Annotated in this window: 11 protein-coding genes; 8 read left to right on the forward strand and 3 right to left on the reverse strand. The window is 71.1% G+C overall.

Annotated elements, in window-relative coordinates:
• Positions 1-83: 83 nt before the first annotated feature.
• Positions 84-1,118, reverse strand: a complete 1,035-nt coding sequence (locus OG767_RS05785; protein ID WP_405092475.1) for a phosphatidylinositol-specific phospholipase C domain-containing protein — start codon at positions 1,116-1,118, stop codon at positions 84-86.
• Between the two features lie 217 nt (positions 1,119-1,335).
• On the opposite strand from OG767_RS05785, the gene OG767_RS05790 reads away from it, so the two are divergent.
• The 4 genes from OG767_RS05790 to purE all read left to right on the forward strand — a co-directional run bounded on the left by OG767_RS05790 (position 1,336) and on the right by purE (position 6,094).
• Positions 1,336-2,226: a hypothetical protein gene (locus OG767_RS05790; protein WP_405092476.1), complete on the forward strand. Its 891-nt coding sequence runs from the start codon at positions 1,336-1,338 to the stop codon at positions 2,224-2,226.
• 108 nt (positions 2,227-2,334) lie between these two features.
• Complete coding sequence (locus OG767_RS05795) at positions 2,335-4,371, forward strand: thioredoxin domain-containing protein (protein ID WP_405092477.1); 2,037 nt, start codon at positions 2,335-2,337, stop codon at positions 4,369-4,371.
• A 65-nt stretch (positions 4,372-4,436) separates the two neighbouring features.
• Entirely contained in the window at positions 4,437-5,606 is a 1,170-nt protein-coding gene (locus tag OG767_RS05800) for a 5-(carboxyamino)imidazole ribonucleotide synthase (protein WP_405092478.1), read from the forward strand.
• Positions 5,603-6,094, forward strand: coding sequence for a 5-(carboxyamino)imidazole ribonucleotide mutase (gene purE, locus OG767_RS05805; RefSeq protein ID WP_405092479.1), 492 nt, complete (start codon positions 5,603-5,605; stop codon positions 6,092-6,094). The genes OG767_RS05800 and purE overlap by 4 nt, the downstream gene beginning before the upstream one ends.
• A gap of 310 nt (positions 6,095-6,404) precedes the next feature.
• On the opposite strand, the gene OG767_RS05810 is transcribed toward purE, so the two are convergent.
• Positions 6,405-11,318, reverse strand: a complete 4,914-nt coding sequence (locus OG767_RS05810; RefSeq protein WP_405092480.1) for an SCO7613 C-terminal domain-containing membrane protein — start codon at positions 11,316-11,318, stop codon at positions 6,405-6,407.
• Between the two features lie 162 nt (positions 11,319-11,480).
• Positions 11,481-12,908, reverse strand: a complete 1,428-nt coding sequence (locus OG767_RS05815) for a UDP-glucose dehydrogenase family protein (RefSeq protein ID WP_405092481.1) — start codon at positions 12,906-12,908, stop codon at positions 11,481-11,483.
• Positions 12,909-13,154: 246 nt separating this feature from the next.
• On the opposite strand from OG767_RS05815, the gene OG767_RS05820 reads away from it, so the two are divergent.
• The 4 genes from OG767_RS05820 to OG767_RS05835 all read left to right on the forward strand — a co-directional run bounded on the left by OG767_RS05820 (position 13,155) and on the right by OG767_RS05835 (position 19,130).
• A complete protein-coding gene (locus OG767_RS05820) occupies positions 13,155-14,318 on the forward strand; it encodes an acyl-CoA dehydrogenase family protein (protein ID WP_405092482.1) in 1,164 nt (387 codons plus the stop codon).
• A gap of 756 nt (positions 14,319-15,074) precedes the next feature.
• On the forward strand, positions 15,075-16,622 hold the full coding sequence (locus OG767_RS05825; RefSeq protein WP_405092483.1) for a ketopantoate reductase family protein: 1,548 nt from the start codon (positions 15,075-15,077) through the stop codon (positions 16,620-16,622).
• 14 nt (positions 16,623-16,636) lie between these two features.
• The gene (locus OG767_RS05830; protein ID WP_405092484.1) at positions 16,637-17,896 is read left to right on the forward strand and encodes an FAD-dependent oxidoreductase; all 1,260 of its coding nucleotides are present in this window, start codon (positions 16,637-16,639) and stop codon (positions 17,894-17,896) included.
• A 22-nt stretch (positions 17,897-17,918) separates the two neighbouring features.
• A complete protein-coding gene (locus OG767_RS05835; RefSeq protein WP_405092485.1) occupies positions 17,919-19,130 on the forward strand; it encodes a MalY/PatB family protein in 1,212 nt (403 codons plus the stop codon).
• The last annotated feature ends 124 nt before the right edge of the window (positions 19,131-19,254 follow it).

The following is a 19,254-nucleotide window of genomic DNA, read 5'->3' on the forward strand; positions in this document are numbered from 1 at the left end:
CGCAGATTCACGGAAAGCGTGGCCATCCGAGCCCGAACAGCCACGCTTTCCGTGAAACAGGGGCGTCACTCAGGGGTGGGTGGTCAGCCTCGGGGGAGGACGTCGTCGAGGACGGTGGGGAGACTGGACCAGTCGGCGGAGGCGATGGTGGCGTGCGCGCGGGCGAGCTGGGCGACCCGGGCCGCCGCCGCGTCGGCGTCACCGGCGCCGACGGCCGGCGGGACGTTCTGCGCGTCGGTCATCACCAGCAGGTAGTGGTTCGTGTCGTACCAGGCGGTGTCGATGCCGCCGGTGACGTACGCCGAGGCGTCGCCGTCGAAGACCACGAACCACTGGCGCAGGGCCGGGTCCGCGTACCGGACGCGGGGGTCGCCGGCCTGGGCGCGGTGCACGGCCGGGAACGCGCGGGCGGTGTCCAGTGTGCCGGCCGCCGCCAGTCCGGCCAGGTGGCGCGCGTACTCCACGTCGGTCCAGAGGGTGTCGGTCGGGTTGCCCTCCTCGACGGTGCCGGGGATCAGTTCCACGATCACCTTGCCGGCGAGCTGCCCCCGGGTGGGCCAGGCGTCGGCGCGGGCGGCGGCGTCCAGTCCGGGGTGGCCGCCGAGCAGGTCGGCGGGGCGGAACACCCGGTCGCCGAGGCGGGCGGCAAGCACCGCGTCGAGCTGGGCCGGCCCCTGCCCGGTACGGCTGCTGAAGCCGGTCTTGAGTTCCAGCTTGAGGATCACCGGGCCGGCGTCGGGGTGGGCGCCCAGCCAGAGCCGGATGTCGTCCAGGCAGTGTTCCAGGTCCTTGTTCCGGGTGCCGGTGTAGAGCTGGGCCGCGCTGGTGGCGGCCACGCAGTTGTTGTCGTTGCCGAGCGGGTTGCTGTGGCTGACCCGCCACTGCCGGGTGAGCACGTCCGGCCAGACGTCCAGTTCGATCAGCCCGGGTCGGGCGTCGAGCGCCTGGGCCAGGTAGGTGTAGGTGCCGCGCTCGTACGTGTTGTGGATCCCGACGGCGGTGGTGGCGGACCACCGGGTCTCCGGTGGCACCGCGGCGGACGCGGCGGCGGGGGTCAGCGCGGCGCCGGCGAGAGCGGCGAGGGCGAGCAGGGCGAGCAGGACGGGGGGTCTGCGCATGGACCGTCTCCTTCGGACGTGCCGGCGGTGGGCGACGCCGGCCATGCGCCGATTCAAATAGACCAGGATGAATAACGGAAGGACGTTCCGTGGCGGGCCGTCGGGCTGCCGACATCCCGCCGGCGCGGGGCAGCGCGGACCCGCTGGTCGGCCCTAGTCTGCTGGCACGGTGGACGCGACCGGCGTCCCCGTTGACGTCCACACGGGGGAGACGATGATGAGACGTTCCTGGCGACCGGTTCTGCTCGCCGCGACCATGGCGCTGACCGCCGGCGCCGCCGGCCTGGTCGGCGCCGCGCCGGCGCAGGCCCGGCCGGTGCAGTCCTGGTCGTTCAGCGTCACCGGCGAGCCCGGTGACCCGATCACCGCCGGCAACTCCTACTCCTACAGCTCCGCCTCGACGACCCCGGGCGACGAGATGAGCGCGTCCGGCTGGAACGCGCAGCAGTTCCACATGATTTCCTCGAACTACCCCGACGGCACCTGGGATCTCGCTCTCACGGCCCCGGCCGCGTTGAAGGCCGGCGACACCTACCAGAACGTCGGGCAGCCGGACTACGAGAACCACCAGGCGGGCATCCGGCTCTACAACGACGGCTGGGGCCGCTCCTGCGCGCAGAGCACCGGTTCGTTCACCGTCCTCGACGCCGCCTGGGGCCCGTTCGACTACGTCGAGCGCTTCGACGCCACCTTCGAGATCCGCTGCGAGGGGGCGACCGGCGGTCTGCGCGGGGAGATCCACATCTCGAACCCGCCGCCGCTGCCGGCGCTCGACGTCACGCTGACCGTCAACCCGGTGGCCGCCGTGGACAGCAAGGGCATCGCCACCGTCCGTGGCACGATCACCTGCACCCGGGCGGACGCCTTCGACATCGCCGGCGAGCTGGTCCAACAGCAGAAGAAGGCGGGCACCGTGCGGGCCTACTTCTCGCCGCACATCCCGTGCGTCCCGGGTCAGGAGGTGCCCTGGTCGGCGACCACCTACCCGGCCGACGTCACGTTCCAGCGCGGCACCGCGCAGGCGGTCAGCGAGATCACGGTCCGCGACTTCGAATACTGGAACGAGTTCACCGTGACGGACACCTCGACGCTCACGCTGACCCGCTGACCCGCTGACCCGCTGACCCGCTGACCCGGCGGCCGGGTCGGGGCCGTGGTCCCGATCCGGCCGGCCACTCGCGGCGCGCGGGCACCGCGCGCTCGCTATGGTCGGATGGTGAATCGACTCGCCGAGGCCACCTCGCCCTATCTGCTCCAGCACGCCGACAACCCGGTCGACTGGTGGCCCTGGTGTGACGAGGCGTTCGCCGAGGCGAAGCGGCGTGACGTGCCGGTGCTCATCTCGGTCGGCTACGCCGCCTGCCACTGGTGCCACGTGATGGCCCACGAGTCGTTCGAGAACGAGGCCGTGGCCCGGCTCATGAACGACGACTTCGTCTGCGTCAAGGTCGACCGCGAGGAGCGACCCGACGTCGACGCCGTCTACATGACCGCCACCCAGGCGATGACCGGCCAGGGCGGCTGGCCGATGACGGTCTTCGCCACCCCGGACGGCACCCCGTTCTTCTGCGGCACCTACTTCCCCCGGGCCAACTTCGTCCGGCTGCTCGGCTCGGTCGCCGCCGCCTGGCGGGACCAGCGCGAGGAGGTGCTGCGGCAGGGGGCCGCCGTGGTCGAGGCGATCGGCGGCGCCCAGGCCGTCGGCGGCGTGACCGCCCCGCTCACCGCGGAGCTGCTCGACGGCGCCGCCGCCCAGCTCGCGAAGGAGTACGACGAGACGAACGGCGGCTTCGGCGGTGCCCCGAAGTTCCCGCCGCACATGAACCTGCTCTTCCTGCTCCGGCACCACCGGCGGACCGGGTCGGCGCGCAGCCTGGAGATCGTCCGGCACACCGCCGAGGCGATGGCCCGCGGTGGCCTGAACGACCAGCTCGCCGGCGGCTTCGCCCGCTACTCGGTGGACGGCCACTGGACCGTGCCGCACTTCGAGAAGATGCTCTACGACAACGCGTTGCTGCTGCGCGTCTACACCCAGCTCTGGCGGGTCACCGGCGACAGGCTGGCCCGCCGGGTGGCCCGCGACACCGCCCGGTTCCTCGCCGACGAGCTGCACCGGGCCGGCGAGGGCTTCGCCTCGGCGCTGGACGCGGACACCGAGGGCGTCGAGGGGCTCACCTACGTCTGGACGCCGGACCAGCTCGTCGAGGTGCTGGGCGAGGAGGACGGCCGGTTCGCCGCCGACCTGTTCACCGTCACCGCCGACGGCACCTTCGAGGAGGGCGCCAGCGTGCTGCGGCTGGCCCGGGACGTGGACGACGCCGATCCGGCGGTCCGGGCCCGCTGGCGGGACGTGGCGGCCCGGCTGCTGCACGCCCGCGACACCCGCCCCCAACCGGCCCGCGACGACAAGGTGGTGGCCGCCTGGAACGGCTTGGCGATCACCGCCATCGCGGAGTTCCAGCAGGTCGCCGCGCTCTACGCGGCACCGGAGGACGAGGACGCGAACCTGATGGAGGGCGTGGTCATCGTCGCCGACGGGGCGATGCGCGACGCCGCCGAGCACCTGGCCGCCGTGCACCTGGTCGACGGCCGGCTGCGCCGGGTGTCCCGGGACGGGGTGGTGGGCGCGCCGGCCGGGGTGCTGGAGGACTACGGCTGCGTCGCGGAGGCGTTCTGCGCGCTGCACCAGCTCACCGGCGAGGGGCGGTGGCTGGCGCTGGCCGGTGAGCTGCTCGACGTGGCGCTGGCCCGGTTCGCGGCGCCGGACGGCGGCTTCTACGACACCGCCGACGACGCCGAACGCCTGGTCACCCGGCCGGCCGACCCGACCGACAACGCGACCCCGTCGGGCCGGTCGGCGATCGTCGCGGCGCTGGTGGCGTACGCGGCGTTGACCGGCGAGACCCGCTACCGGGAGGCCGCCGAGGCGACCCTGTCGACCGTCGCGCCGATCGTGGACCGGCACGCCCGGTTCACCGGCTACGCCGCCACGGTGGGCGAGGCGCTGCTCTCCGGGCCGTACGAGATCGCGGTGGCGACCGACGACCCGGCAGGTGACCCGCTGGTGGCAGCCGCGCACCGGCACGCCCCGCCCGGCGCGGTGGTGGTCGCCGGCGCCCCGGATCAGCCCGGCGTGCCGCTGCTGGCCGGCCGGCCCCTGGTCGACGGGCGGCCGACCGCGTACGTCTGCCGGGGGTTCGTCTGCCAGCGGCCGGTGACCTCGGTCGAGGAGCTGGTCGCCCAGCTCGGCTGAGTCCCCCGGCGGCGGGCCGCCCTCACGATCGGGCCCGCCGCCGGCCCGGTTAGGCTGGCGGCGCTATGGACTCCCGGACCGGACTCCCCGTTGTGGGCATGGTGGGTGGCGGCCAACTGGCCCGGATGACCCACCAGGCCGCCATCGCCCTCGGCCAGTCGCTGCGCGTGCTGGCACTCGCCCCGGACGACGGCGCGGCGCTCGTGGCCGCCGACGTCCAGTACGGCGACCACACCGACCTGACCGCGCTACGCACGTTCGCGAAGGGCTGCGACGTGGTCACGTTCGACCACGAGCACGTGCCGAACGATCACATCCGTGCGCTGGCCGCGGAGGGCGTCAAGATGTTCCCGCCGGCCGAGGCGCTGGTGCACGCGCAGGACAAGCGGGTGATGCGGGAGCGGCTCGCCGAGCTGGGCGCGCCGAACCCGGCCTGGCGTCCGGTGGAGTCGCCGGCCGACCTGGTCGGGTTCGGCGTGGAGACCGGCTGGCCGGTGGTGCTCAAGGCCGCCCGGGGCGGCTACGACGGCCGGGGCGTCTGGCTGGTGGACGACGCCGACCAGGCCGCCGAGCTGGCCGCCACGCTGCTCGACGGCGGCACGCCGCTGCTGGTCGAGGAGCGGGTGGCGCTGCGTCGGGAGTTGGCCGTGCAGGTCGCCCGGTCGCCGTTCGGGCAGGTGGCCGCGTACCCGGTGGTGGAGACCGTGCAGCGCGACGGCATCTGCGTCGAGGTGCTGGCGCCCGCGCCCGACCTGCCCGAGGAGCGGGCGGTGGCCGCGCAGCAGCTCGCCATCGACCTGGCCACCGCGCTCGGCGTGGTCGGGTTGCTCGCGGTGGAGCTGTTCGACACGCCCTCCGGGCTGGTGGTCAACGAGCTGGCCATGCGTCCGCACAACTCCGGCCACTGGACGATCGAGGGCGCGCGCACCTCCCAGTTCGAGCAGCACCTGCGCGCGGTGCTGGACTACCCGATGGGGGACACGTCGCTCGCCGCGCCGGTGGTGGTGATGGCGAACGTGCTGGGCGGGGAGCCGGGCGGCATCTCGATCGACGAGCGCCTGCACCACCTGTTCGCGGCCGAGCCGGGCGCCAAGGTCCACCTCTACGGCAAGCAGGTCCGACCGGGCCGCAAGATCGGGCACGTCACGGTGCTCGGCACGGACCTGGCCGACGTGCGGGCCCGGGCCGCCCGCGCGGCGCGGTGGCTCCAGGAGGGACAGGGGGGAACAGCATGAGTACGGTCGGGCTGATCATGGGCAGCGACTCGGACTGGCCGACCATGCGGGCCGCCGCCGAGGTGCTGGACGAGTTCGGCGTGCCGCACGAGGTCGGTGTGGTCTCCGCGCACCGCACCCCGCTCAAGATGATCGAGTACGGTCGGTCCGCCGCCGGCCGGGGCATCCGGGTGATCATCGCGGGTGCGGGTGGGGCCGCCCACCTGCCCGGCATGGTCGCCTCGGTCACCCCGCTGCCGGTGATCGGCGTGCCGGTGCCGTTGAAGTACCTGGACGGGATGGACTCGCTGCTGTCCATCGTGCAGATGCCGGCCGGCGTGCCGGTCGCCACGGTGTCGATCGGCAACGCCCGCAACGCCGGGCTGCTCGCGGTCCGCATCCTGGGCGCCGCCGATCCGGCGTTGCGCGACCGGATGGCCGCCTACCAGGCGAGCCTGGAGGACCTGGTCGCCGAGAAAGAGGCGGCGCTCCGCGCCTCGCTGGCCTGACCACTCCCGCAGGTCACTCACTCTGCGTGTTGGCGGCCTGCGGTCACCGAGTGTGGTCGACGGTGCCGGAGTGGTGGTTGCCCTTCGCCCCCTTTGCTCTGCAGCCATTGACGCAGCACTGCATCGACCTGCGGTGCCCGTTTCGTGCTCGCCATGTGGTTCGAGGATGCCTGGCTGCGCAGGGTGACTGCTGCGCCCGTGGCTGCAGAGCAAAGGGGTCTAGCGGTGGTCGGGCCGGCGGCCGGTCCGGTGCGGAGGGTGACCGCCGTCGGTGACCGGCCGGTGGGTCAGGCGGGACGAGCGGACCCCGTCACCGCATGCCGCGCAGCGCGGTCTGCAGGCGCTCCTGGGCCCGGCGGCGACGCTCGTTGCTGGCCCCGAGCACCAGCAGCACGATGCCGACCGGGATCAGCACCAGCCACGGGCCGAGACTGAACAACGCGTGCACCGCGGCGACGGCGGTCACCGTCGCGCCCACGATCACCGGCGCCTGCTGCCGGCTCATCGAGCCGAAGATCAGCACCGCCACGGCCCCGAGCAGCAGCAACACCTGGCGCAGCATGCTGGAGTCGGTGGCCACCACGATCGCCAGCGTGGGCAGGAACGCGGTCACCAACGCCGGCCCGTACGCCACCCAGCTCGACATGTCGGGCCGGTGCCGCAGTTGCAGCACGCCGACCAGCAGGGCCAACGCGGCGAACGGCAGAGTGTACGCCTCGGGCAGCGCCACGTCGGCCACCCACATCAGGATCCACCAGGCGGTGATCTCGCAGGCCACCACCGCCCAGAACAGCAGGTTCCGCTCGAACGGGCGACGCCCCGGCCGGCTGGCCGCCACCCCGAGCACCGCACCCCAGGCGGCCAGCAACGCGGCGATGTGCCGAGGCGAGTCGAACGCCAGGGCCAGCGCGATGAGCGCCGCAGCGTACCCGCTCCACTCGACGGTGGCCGCCTCCCGGTACGCCTCGGGCCGGCGCAGCCGGGGCAGCGTGGCGGCGAACACCTGCAACGCCGCGCCCACCGCCAGCACGCCGAACGCCGACCACACCGCGGCGAGCCCGGCCACCAACCCCAGCGTGAGCACGAAGAGCTGCGCCATCAGCGAGGCGAACAGCCAGCCGAGGATGCGGGCCCGTTGGGTGGTGCCGAAGAACGCGGCGACCGCGCCCACCCCGACCGCGCTCCCCAACGTGATCAGGGTGAGGTCGCGGGTGGCGAGCGCGCCGGCCAGCCCGGCGCCACCGGCGGCCAGCCCGATGGCGAAGACCAGCACCCGGGCGACCCGGATCGAGCGACCCGGCTCGGCCAACGCCGGCGGCGGGGTCAGCGCCAACCCCAGCATCGAGATGGTGAACACCACCAGCCCCGCCTCCGCGGTCACCGGCCACCCCTGGCCGAGCGCCACCGGCGCGATCAGCAGCGTGAGGGCCGCCCCGGGCAGGATCACCGGCACCGCCCGGGAGCGACGACCGCCGCTGAACCCGGTCGCGGCCAGCGCCGCGGTCGCGGTGAGCAGCAGCGCGGTGAGCACGTGGGTCGGGTCCACCGCGTCCGGCGGCGGGGTGAGCAGCTCCGGGGGCGGCCCCTGCCACACCCGGCCCAGCACCACGAACGTCGAGAACAGCGCCACCACCAGCGTGGGCGCCAGCGTGACGAGCGCCAGCGCGGTGGGCAGCGCCGCCGCGGCCAACGCGCCGGCCGCCGGGCTGACCCGCCACCGGAGCTCGGTGGGGCGGTCCGGGTCCCGGCGCAGCGCCCCGTTCAGCAGCACCGACCACCGGCGTACCGGCCGGGCCGAGCCGACCGGCGGGACGGTGGCCGCCCGGATCAGCTCGGCGAGCACACCGAGCAGCGCGGCGGCGGCGGCGAACACCCCGGCGGGCAGCTGGACGACGAGGGCGGTGGCCGCCGTGACGGTGCCCGCTCCCACCACGGCCACGCTGGCGTACGGCAGGTACTGCGGCACCTGCCGGCGGACCGCCGCGACCACCGCCAGGCCGAGGCTGGCGGCGGCCAGGGCGGCGGTGAGCACCACCTGCGCGGGACGGCCGAACTCGACAGACAGCGCGGCCACCGCGCCGGGCAGGGCGAGCAGGGCCGACCCGGCCGCCGCACCGCCCACCTGGACCAGGTGCGGCGGCATGCCCTCGGTGCGGACGTCCTCCACCAGCGCCGGCGCGAACGACCGGGCCAGGGCCGCCACCGTCACCCCGATCAACGCGATGCTGCTCAGCGCCAACGCGGTGGTCCAGGGCCGGACCAGCCCGGCGCCGGTGGCGTGCAACGCCACCACACCGGCCACGGTGGCCCGGGACAGCGCGGCCCTCGGGTCCGTCGCGGCCACCGCCGCCATCCCGAAGACCGCGGCCACCATGGTGCCGACCAGCACCGGTGACCACCAGGGCAGGTCGAACGCGGCCGGCGCGCCCACGGTGGCGAGCACCGCGCACACGCCCGATACGTCGTACTTCCAGGGCGGCGGCAGCAGGACGGCGGCGGTCGCCGCCAGCAACGCCAGCGCGACCGGCGCCTGCCAGGTCGTCCCGCCGGTCGGCGCGGCCGGCCAGCCGCTCAGGTCACCGGCCCAGATCGGGCCGGGGGTGGCCAGCACGCCGACGCCGCCGCGCAGCGCGCTCCAGGCGGCGACGAGACCGATCAGGGTGCCGCCGGCGGCGATGCCGAGGATCGGGCCGCGCCGCCACTCCTCCGGCAGCGCCCGGGCCGCGACGGCCACCACCAGCACCAGCGCGGCGGCCACCATGAGCTGGCCGCCCGGCGCGAGCACCGCGGCGATCCGCACCAGCGTGGCGACCAGCGCCACCGTGGTGGCGGCGAGCGCCAGGTCGGAGCCGTCGAGTGACATGTCGGCACGGCGTCGGGCGTCGATCCGGGGCGCCGCCGCCAGCAGCGCGGCGGCGATCAGCAGCAGCCCGCCCACCCAGCCGTCCGCCGAGGTGGCGCCGGGCGCGAAGAGCCCGGCGACGGCGACGGCCACCGCGCCGAGCACGGTGCCGAGCGCGTGCGGCATGCTCAGCTGCCGCTGCGCCACCTGCACCAGGGCGGCGTAGGCGAGCGTCACGCAGACGGCGAGGAAGCTCGCCGCGAGGATCGGCACGGTGATCTCGCGCAGGTTGGCCGGGGTGGGCGCCGGCGGGGTCGGCACGGTGGCGGCGACGAACGCGGCCACCGCGCCGGGCAGGGCGAACGCCGCGCCACCGGCCGCCCAGGCACAGACCGGGTCCGTCGCGGCGGCGGCGATCCGGACCCGGGGCGCGAGCGAGACCAAGGCCCCGGCCAGGAAGAGCAGGGTCAGCGCGGCGGCGGTGAGCGCGGGCCGGGCGAGCGCGGCGCCGGCGCCGGTCAGCCCCAGCCCGGCCGCGGTCACCGCGTGCACCACCGCAGCCCGTTCCGTGCCGGCGGTGAGCCCGAACACCCCGATGGCGACGGCGGTCACCAGCATCGGCCAGCAGGCCGCCGCCCAGCCCAGACCGAGCGAGGCCGGCACGGCGAGCGCGGTGAGCGCGGCACCGACCACCGCGAACTCGCGCCGGATCGAGGTGGGCAGCGCCACCACCGCGGCGACGGTGAGCAGCAGCGCGGCGGCGGCGAGCTGCCAGTCGGTCGGGCCGACCGCCCGGGCCAGCTCGGCGTGCCAGCCGCCCAGGTCGGCGGACCAGGCGGGCAGCGACGCCCGGACCGGGGCCAGCCCGGCGCGCAACGCGCCACCGGCGACCACCAGGCCGCTGACCGTCAACGCCGCCGCGGAGGCGAGCTGCGGGCCCCGGCGGGCCGTCTCCGGCATGGCCCGCACGGCGAGTCCGGTGAGCGCGATGACCGCGGCGATCAGCAGCAGGGCCCGGCCGGGCAGCGCCACCGAGGCGACCCGCCCGAGCGCGCCGATGACCGCGAGCGTGAGGATGCCGGCGCCCACGTCGGGCAGCGGCGGCCGGCGCAGCGCCAACGTGCCGGCCAGCGCCGTCAGCGCGGCGAGCAGCAGCACCGCGCCCGCGCCGGCGGCGACCGGCACGGTGGCGGCGCGCAGCAGGGCGGTGACCGCGTACGCCAGGGCGAGCGCCACCGCCGCGCCGTGCAGCAGCCAGGTCAGCTCGCGCAGCCACGGCACCGGCCGGGCCGGCGCGGCGGTGGCCGGGCCGGCCGGCGGCTCGCCGCCGAGCACCTCGCCGGACTCCTCCGGCGCCGACTCGGGCCGGTCGTCGTCGGCGCGCTGCCGGGACGCGGCGGGTGCCGGCGGGGCGGTGCGGGGCAGGTCCGCCCGGACCGGCCGTTCGCGCACCACCGGGGAGCGGACCAGCGCTAGGTCCAGCACGGCCACCAGGGTGAGCACCAGCGCCCAGCCGGCCGGGCCGGTCACCCGCTCGTACGCCAGCAGCGGCAGCACCGGCTGGGCGGCCAGCACGGTGGCGAAGCGGGGCGCGCGCAGCCCGGTGCCGTACGCGTACCCGACCGCGACCACGGTGGTGACCAGGAAGATCGCGCCGGCGAACGCGGCGCCCGAGGTGCCGCCGCCGATCCGGTCCACGGCCCAGACCGCGTACCCGGCCAACGGCACCAGCAGCAGGCCGACCGCGGCGATCGTCTCGGCGGTCGAGGTGAGCCCGCGGCGGGCCAGCACCGGCGGGGCGAGCAGCATCAGCACGGTCGCGACCAGCAGCACGCCGAGCCGGGCGAGCGCGTCCATCGAGCTGGTGGCGACCGCCGCGAACACCACCGCCGCGACGCCGAGCAGCAGCGCGCCCAGCCCCAGCGGGATGTTCTGCACCTCGCGCGAGGACGCCTCCGGCGGGTGCTCCGGGTCGTCCACGTCGAGCCACTGCGGCCGGCCGCGGGGCGGCGACGGGGGAAGGTCGTCCGGTCCGGGCGGCGGGGTGCCCTGCCGGGGCACCCGGGGTGGCGCGCCGGTGGCGGCGGTGGGCGGCCGGCGTCCCGGCCGTCGCCGCAGCACCCGGCGGGGTCGGGTGGCCTGCTTGACCCGTTCCTCACCGGCGTGCGCCAGGATGTCCCGCTGGAAGAGGGCGGCCTGCATCTTGGCGGCGATCTGCCGTTGCTCACGGGCGATCTCGGCGTCCCGGGCCTTCATCTCGGCGATCGACCGCTCGATGTCGGCCAGGTGCTCGGCCCACTGCGGCTGCTCCGCGCCGCAGTGCGGACAGATGGCGGCGGGCTTGATCTCCCGCCCGCACGAGGCGCACCTGAAGCTCTCCACGACCGTCTCCCGTCCGCCTGTGCCCTCGCACTGTGGACCTCCCAGAGGCAGCATGCCCTGAGCGGGCCGGGATTTCGACAGTTGCCGGCGCGTTCCGGACAACAAAAAGGACCGGCCGGCCGGGGAGGCTGCTCCCCGGCCGGCCGGCCCGGCGTCGATCGGTCAGGGACGGCCCAGGCCGCGGTACTCCCAGCCGGCCTGCGTCCACAGTGTCGAATCGAGGCAGTTGCGCCCGTCGACGACCCGCCGACCGTTGGCCAGCTCGCCCAGGGCCACCGGGTCGGCGTTGCGGAACTCGGCCCACTCGGTGAGCACGCAGACCAGGTCGGCGCCCTGGACGGCGTCGTTCATGGTCTCCTCGTAGGCCAGGCCGGGCACCGCGCGGCGCGCGTTCTCGATTCCCTGCGGGTCGAAGACGTGCACGTCGGCGCCGGCCTTGCCGAGCAGCGCGGCCACCGCGAGGGCGGGGGCGTCGCGTACGTCGTCGGTGTTGGGCTTGAAGGTCGCGCCGAGCACCGCGATCCGGGTGCCGGAGAGGTCCGGGCCGGCCGGGCCGGAGCGGCGGTTGAGCAGCTCGGCGGCGAGCTGCACCACCCGGGTACGCCGACGCAGGTTGATCAGGTCGACCTCGTGCAGGAAGCGGAGCGCCTCGCCGGCGCCGAGCTCCTGGGCGCGGGCCTGGAAGGCGCGGATGTCCTTGGGCAGGCACGCGCCGCCGAAGCCGAGGCCGGCCTGGAGGAAGCGGTTGCCGATCCGTGGGTCGTACCCGATGGAGCGGGCGAGCTGGGTGACGTCACCGCCGGCGGCCTCGCAGACCTCGGCCATCGCGTTGATGAAGGAGATCTTGGTGGCCAGGAACGCGTTGGCGGCGACCTTGACCAGCTCGGCGGTGGCGAAGTCGGTGACCACCAGCGGGACCTCGCGGTCCTCGGTGGCGGCCAGGTCGAAGACGCCCTTGTGGGCCGCGAAGAGCATGCCGTTGGCCCACTCGCTCTTGACGCCGACCACGATCCGGTTGGGGCGCAGCACGTCGTCGACGGCGAAGCCCTCCTGAAGGAACTCCGGGCTCCACGCCACCTCGACGCCCAGGTCGGCCGGCGTGTGCTTGCCGACGAGCTGCTCCACCCACTCGGCGGTGCCCACCGGCACGGTGGACTTGCCGACGATCAGCGCCTTACGGGTCAGGTGCTGGGCGAGGCTGGTCACCGACGCCTCGACGTACGACAGGTCGGCGCCCATGCCGTCGGCGCGCTGCGGGGTGCCGACGCAGATGAAGTGCACGTCGCCGAAGTCGGCGGTCTCCTGGATGTCGGTGCTGAAGCGCAGCCGGCCGGCGGCCAGGTTGCGCCGGAGCAGCTCGTCGAGGCCGGGCTCGTGGATCGGCACCTCACCGGCGTTCAGCTTGGCGATCTTGTCGGCGTCGACGTCGAAGCCGAGCACCTCGTAGCCCAGCTCGGCGTAGCAGATGGCGTACGTCGCACCGAGGTAACCGGTGCCGAGGAAGGTCACCCGGGGCCGGGCCGCGCCGGAGGGCGGGGTCACCGCGGCGATGGCGGGCATCGGCTGGGAGTTCGGGTACGGGATCGTCACGCCTGTCTTCTCCGCTCGCACTGGCGGCGCATCCTCGCGTCGCATTCGGCTGGGCGCCTAGGCCGGGCACCGAGGGAAACTTGATTCTCGTGTGAGGGTAGTGGGTCGGGTTGCCGCCGCCCGGGCGCGAGCCTACCCGCCGGTAAGGTCCGGTCGAGGCCCGGTGGCTATTCTTCAGTCTGCGGCAGTCGGCGGCTCCCGGGCGGTCCGGACTGCGCATGATAGCGGTGAAAGGGGAGGGCCGACATGGCCGCAGAGCAGTCGTTCGACGTCTACCGGTTGCCGGAGGAGCACGAGGCGATCCGGGAGGCGGTCCGTGAGGTCTGTGCGGCCAAGGTGGCGCCGCAGGCCGCTGAGGCGGACGAGACAGGTGAGTTCCCGAAGGCGTCCTACGACGCGCTGCGGGCGGCCGACTTCCACGCCCCGCACGTCCCGGTGGAATACGGCGGCGCCGGCGCGGACGCGCTGGCCACGGCCATCGTGATCGAGGAGGTGGCGCGGGCGTGCGCCTCGTCCTCGCTGATCCCGGCCGTCAACAAGCTGGGCACCATGCCGCTGCTGCTGGCCGGCTCCGAGGAGCTGAAGCGCCGGTACCTGACGCCGGTGGCCTCGGGTGACGCGATGTTCTCCTACTGCCTCTCCGAGCCGGAGGCGGGCAGTGACGCGGCGTCGATGACCACCCGGGCGGTGCGTGACGGTGACCACTGGGTGCTCAACGGCGTGAAGCGGTGGATCACCAACGCGGGCGTCTCCGAGTACTACACCGTCTTCGCGGTGACCGACGCCACGGCCCGGTCGCGGGGCATCTCGGCGTTCGTGGTGGAGAAGTCCGACCCGGGGGTGAGCTTCGGCGCCCCGGAGAAGAAGCTCGGCATCAAGGGCTCGCCCACCCGCGAGGTCTACTTCGACAACGTCCGGATCCCGGCCGACCGGATGATCGGCGCCGAGGGCACCGGCTTCGCCACCGCGATGAAGACGCTTGACCACACCCGGGTCACCATCGCCGCCCAGGCGATCGGCATCGCCCAGGGCGCGCTGGACTACGCCAAGGGCTACATCCAGGAGCGCAAGCAGTTCGGCAAGGCGATCGCCGAGTTCCAGGGCATCCAGTTCATGCTCGCCGACATGGGCATGAAGCTGGAGGCGGCCCGGCAGCTCACGTACGCCGCCGCCGGCAAGTCCGAGCGGGGGGACGCGGACCTGACCTACTTCGGCGCGGCCGCCAAGTGCTTCGCCTCGGACGCCGCGATGGAGATCACCACCGACGCGGTCCAGTTGCTCGGCGGCTACGGCTACACGCGGGACTACCCGCTCGAGCGGATGATGCGGGACGCCAAGATCACCCAGATCTACGAGGGCACCAACCAGGTGCAGCGCATCGTCATGGCGAGGCAGCTCCTGAAGGGCTGACGGTAGCTTTTCCCAGCTCAGGGGTCTGTCTGGGTCGCCGTGGCACTCCTCGATCAGGCTGACCCCGCGGCGGGGACCACCGGGACGCGTTGCTGAGCTTCCGCACGTGGATAGCACGATGGTCGGACCGAACGGTCCGACCATCGTGCTGTTCGGCCACGGGTGCCAGGCCCAGCTCTCGGCACCGGGGCAATCGCTGTGGTCGAGCGGTAGGGCTGGGGACTGGTCATGGCGCCCTTGAAGTTGTTGTACACCGCCTGGTGTGCCATGCCGTCGTAGTCGCGGACGAGTAGGCGGTCGCGTGGCCCGCCATTGGCGCGCAGATGGTCGAGGTACAGCCCGTGGCTGGTGAGGACGGCGGACAACTCGGTGGCGGTTGGGGCGCGTCTGTCTCGGGGTGTTCGCGGGGACAGTGCGGGCGAGGCGTGCGCCGCGTCGACGGGGCGCGTGTTCCTGACGCTTACCGGGACAGCCTTCTGCTCATGTGCCGATCTTTTGTTCTGAGCGCCGATTCGCACGAAACTGCCTACGATTGCACTACTTGAAAAATTGACAAATGCCATACCTCTTGACGACAACTAATTGTCGTTCGTCAGCTGCTATGATGACAGCACCGCGCCTGTCTGAGGTTCGGGCCAGGCGCCACGGGTCGACCGCAGCACTTACTTGATCATTTGCCAAGTAACCAACAAGTGGATCACCGAGCCCGGTTCGACGATCAAACACCCGGCGCACGCGGCACTCGAGGATGACTCCGTGACCGAACTACTTAGCGCCCTTCTCGGGGCGCTTGCGGCTACAGTTGGCGGATACTTCACCGTACGGGTAATAACCGAGTCGCAGACAAGAAAGACGATCTCGGCATCATTGGCTGCGGGGTACATGGCGCGGTTCTCTGACCCGGAGATGCTCGATGCGCGGGATAGGGTCGACCTGTTCCTGGCGAGTATCCGGAACCTCCCGCTCCGGCTTCAGGTTGAACGGTGCGCAGTAGTATGTCGCCGGGATACGGAAGAGTCCGTACGCCTTTACAATCGCCTGCACGCGCTTTCGATGCTGTTCGCAGAAATTGGCGTTGGATTTCAGCGCGGGCTGATCGACGCACAAGGCCTCGCCATCTTCGACAGGTTAATACCGTACTACTGGCGGGAGCTGAGCCCGTACGTTGCTGCCGCTCACCTCGAATTTGGGTTTCCGATCGACGTGTCGAAGCCCTTGGCGGATCAGAAGTTGACCTTATTCAGCAAGTTTGCCTTCGCGTACAACGAGATGGTGCTGCGAGGAATCGCCCGAGAATCCGAAATGCAGTACCCTCTGCAGGTTGACATCGAGCATGAGCGACTTTCAGTTGGGGTTGGAAACGTGAGAAAATCTGAGCGACGCTGGCTGATCGTGGGCACCGGTGGAATCGGCGGCTACTTCGGCGGCCTGCTGGCCCGCGCAGGGTATGACGTCACGTTCCTGGCCCGCGGCGAGAACTTGAAAGCCATGCAGGCTGACGGCTTGCGCGTCGAGGCAGTCGACCAGTCGTTCGCTCAGGCTGTGCGCGCGGTCGAGTCCGTCGAGAACGACAGCCCATACGATGTGGTTCTCTTCTGCGTCAAGACATATGACAACGAGACGGCGTCACGTGCTGTCCTGCCCGCTGTCGGAAGCGGCACCGTAGTCATTTCGATCCAGAACGGCCTAGGCAATGACAGGCAGCTTCAGGAAATATTTCCTGGCGCCGTCTATCCCGGACTGGCACATATCGTCTCGGCTCGTATATCGCCTGGAGTGGTCCGGCAATCAGGGGGGCCGCGAACTGTGTTCTTCGGCGAACCCGGCGCTCCCGCCAATGAGACATTGCAGTCCATTGCCTCTGAAATGCAGGCTGCTGGAATCGACGCCACGGCAGCGGACAACATTCTCGACCATCAGTGGAACAAGTTCGTCTTCATTGTGGCCTTTTCCGGCATGACCTCGTATTGTAGATGCCCAATTGGCCCCATTCTTCATGACCCTGTTGCAAAGGACGTCTTCCGCCGTTGCGCAGCCGAGGCTGTGGCTGTGGCGAAGGCATCCGGCGTGGATATGAATCCAGGCGCCGTAGCAACCGCGATGGAGCGAGCAGAGGCGTACCTAGGAAAGCAGGAAGGCGCCACGTCTTCGATGTTTCGCGACCTCGTCGCTGGGCGACCCACCGAGGTCGATTCACTGAATGGCGCAGTGGTCGCTCAGGCCGCGGCTCACGATGTAGATGTTCCGGTCAACTCAGCCATATATGCGGCGGTCAGATTGGCTGACGCGGCTCGACTGTCATAGAATGGAGCCCGACCGTGAGCCAGGTCGACTTTTCGAAAGAGTCCGTCGTTGTAATCGGCGCCGGCCTGGCCGGTTGCTTCGTAGCGTGCGAGTTGCGTCGGCGCGGATACGGTGAAGTCATACTGGTCGAACGGCTGAATGCCGTGTGCGGTGTCGGCCCTCGTGTAGTTTCCGAGATCCACGCTGGCGGCGAGTATCCGTTTGATCGGCAAAGTGCCATCGATTGCCTACATGGGCTCGCGGTCTTGATGCGCACACTGCCGGCAGGGGCTATTGCTAAGCCGCGTTCGCATCTCCTAATTGCCAAAGGAACCGCGTCGAACGAAATGGACGGGGTTCGTTACAGCCAATTCCTGAACGGACTCCGGTGCGAATACGAAAGCATGGTGCGGCAAGATCCCGGACTCGAACAGGTAATCTGTGCCGTGCGCGACTTCTGGCGCCGACTGGATCCCGATGAGTACGCCGATACAGTAAATGTCGAGAGCGGGTTTGAAACACCGCAGCGAGGCGTCCTGCCGAGTGATCTGGCCCTTGCCGTAAATAGTGCACTCGAAAGTAGTGGCGTTATTGTTCGCCTTGGGCACGAGGTGCTGAGCGCCGCTCGCCGGGGAGTGGGCGAATTCCGGGTTCAGGTGCAGACAGGCGCAAGGATTTCCGATATCGACTGCTCGCAGGTGGTATTCGCAAATCACGTGGCCGGATTCGGTATGGCAACGGCACTTGCAGATTCGGACTTTCGCCCACCAGAATCGATCTTTATCGCTCTTCGGATGATCGCCGAAGTGGACTACAACGTACCTCGACACTTCCCTTCGCCCACTCGCCTGATGCTTGAGGGGAACCATGGCGCAATGGATGCCCCAATGGGCACTGGGCGGGCGCTGGTCTATCACCCACCGCTGTCCCATGTCGAAATCCGCGAACTGCGAGCGCCTTTCGATATTCCGCAGCAATGGCTCGAGCGGCGAGCATCCCCAATGTTCGGAGATCTGGAGAGGGCTGACCGCATAGTGGCCCGTGCGGCCGAAATTGCATATCCTTACCTCCGATCGGCGTCGGTTCGCGAGCCGCGCCTGGCGATCGCGGTGAACAGCGTCAACAATTCTCGGGTAAGGCGCAACATGGGCTTGATGCGACCCACCAGGGACTGCGTGAGTCTCGCTTTTACGACGAAGGCCACCACGACTGCGCTGAACGCCGCCCGTGCCGCTGACGTACTCGTCTCGGATGCTCGGACCCGCGTCCGCCCGCAGCGAGCCCCTGTGTGCTGACAGGATGCGGTATTGTTTGGGGGTGTACACGCCACAGTCGGATCGACCCCCCGATCTACCTGATTTTGCGCTAACTGACGAGGACCTGCGCGGGTCGCGGGACATGAAGTGGCGAGACTGTCCACCTGACGTCATACCAGCATGGATCGCAGACCTCGATGTTCGACCCGCCGAGGCGGTGAGGAGGGCACTCCACCGAGCCGTCGATGCCGGCGATACGGGCTATCCATCACGTAGTAACCGTGACCTGCCCGAGGTGTTGGCCAGCTGGCTTGATGCGCGGTTCGGATGGCATCCGGACCCCAACAACATCGTTCTTGCCGCTGATGCTGTGGTGGGGGTGGCTCTGGCGATAGAAGCGCTCTGCACCTCAGATCCTGTCATCGTGCCCATACCTTCGTATCCGCCATTTCTGGATGCCGTCCCTCGAACCGGCCGTCAGTTGATTCCTGTCCCTTGCCAGCGGGATGAAGGCCGCGCTTCGCTAGACTTCGAAGCAATGGACAAGGGACTCGCAGCGGGCGCTCGAACCATTCTGTTGACGAATCCCCACAATCCACTCGGCCGTTGCTGGACTTCCTCCGAGTTGATGAACCTCAAGGAAGTCGCTGACGGACATGGCGCCAGGGTGATCAGCGATGAGATTCATGCACCACTCGTGCTGCCGGGTGCCAGGCACGTGCCATATGCCCAGATTGATCCTGAGCGGCACATCACCGTGATATCGGCATCGAAGGCTTGGAATCTGCCGGGCCTCAAGTGCGCCCAGATCATCGTAGGGGAAGCCGCCGACGCTCGGGCCCTTGGTGCCCTGCCCAGGGCGGCGAACCGCGGAGTTTCGTCGCTGGGCATTGCCGCATCGATAGCCGCCTATCGCGATGCCAGTGAATGGCTTGATGGGCTGGTCAGTCACATCGCGGCACGTCGAGAGCAGTTTGGGCGACTCATGACCGAGATGTTGCCCCACCTGACGTGGGAGCCGTTGGAAGCCACCTATCTGGCATGGGTCGATGCGCGTGCGACCGGACTGGCTGACCCATCGGCTACCGCGCTTGAAAGAGGGCGGGTGCTACTTGATCCAGGATCGACCTTCGGGCCGGCTGGTGTACCACTTGTGAGCGGGCGGACCGCGCCCCGCTACGACGGTTTTGCACGAGTCAATATTGGAACTAGCGCTGAGCGGCTGGGCCGCATCGTTGCGGGGCTTGCGCGTGCCTGGAGCCCGCAACGTTAGGTGACCCGGTTTGGTTCAGGTAGCGGAGTGGCGCCGTACGCCATTGCTGTGGCTCGCCGCTGTCCGGCCGGGACGCGGTCACTCCAACCCGAACGACAGGCTCAGTGGCCTGTTCAGCGCTGCG

It is taken from the genome of Micromonospora sp. NBC_01392, from assembly GCF_045040125.1.
Taxonomy (GTDB): domain Bacteria; phylum Actinomycetota; class Actinomycetes; order Mycobacteriales; family Micromonosporaceae; genus Micromonospora.

What these genes read in the sequence shown, in the direction of transcription:
- purE (WP_405092479.1), top strand. Translation starts at nt 5,603, where the DNA reads ATGAGTACGGTCGGGCTGATCATGGGCAGCGACTCGGACTGGCCGACC.
- OG767_RS05785 (WP_405092475.1), bottom strand. Translation starts at nt 1,118, where the DNA reads ATGCGCAGACCCCCCGTCCTGCTCGCCCTGCTCGCCCTCGCCGCTCTC.
- OG767_RS05820 (WP_405092482.1), top strand. Translation starts at nt 13,155, where the DNA reads ATGGCCGCAGAGCAGTCGTTCGACGTCTACCGGTTGCCGGAGGAGCAC.
- OG767_RS05800 (WP_405092478.1), top strand. Translation starts at nt 4,437, where the DNA reads ATGGACTCCCGGACCGGACTCCCCGTTGTGGGCATGGTGGGTGGCGGC.
- OG767_RS05790 (WP_405092476.1), top strand. Translation starts at nt 1,336, where the DNA reads ATGAGACGTTCCTGGCGACCGGTTCTGCTCGCCGCGACCATGGCGCTG.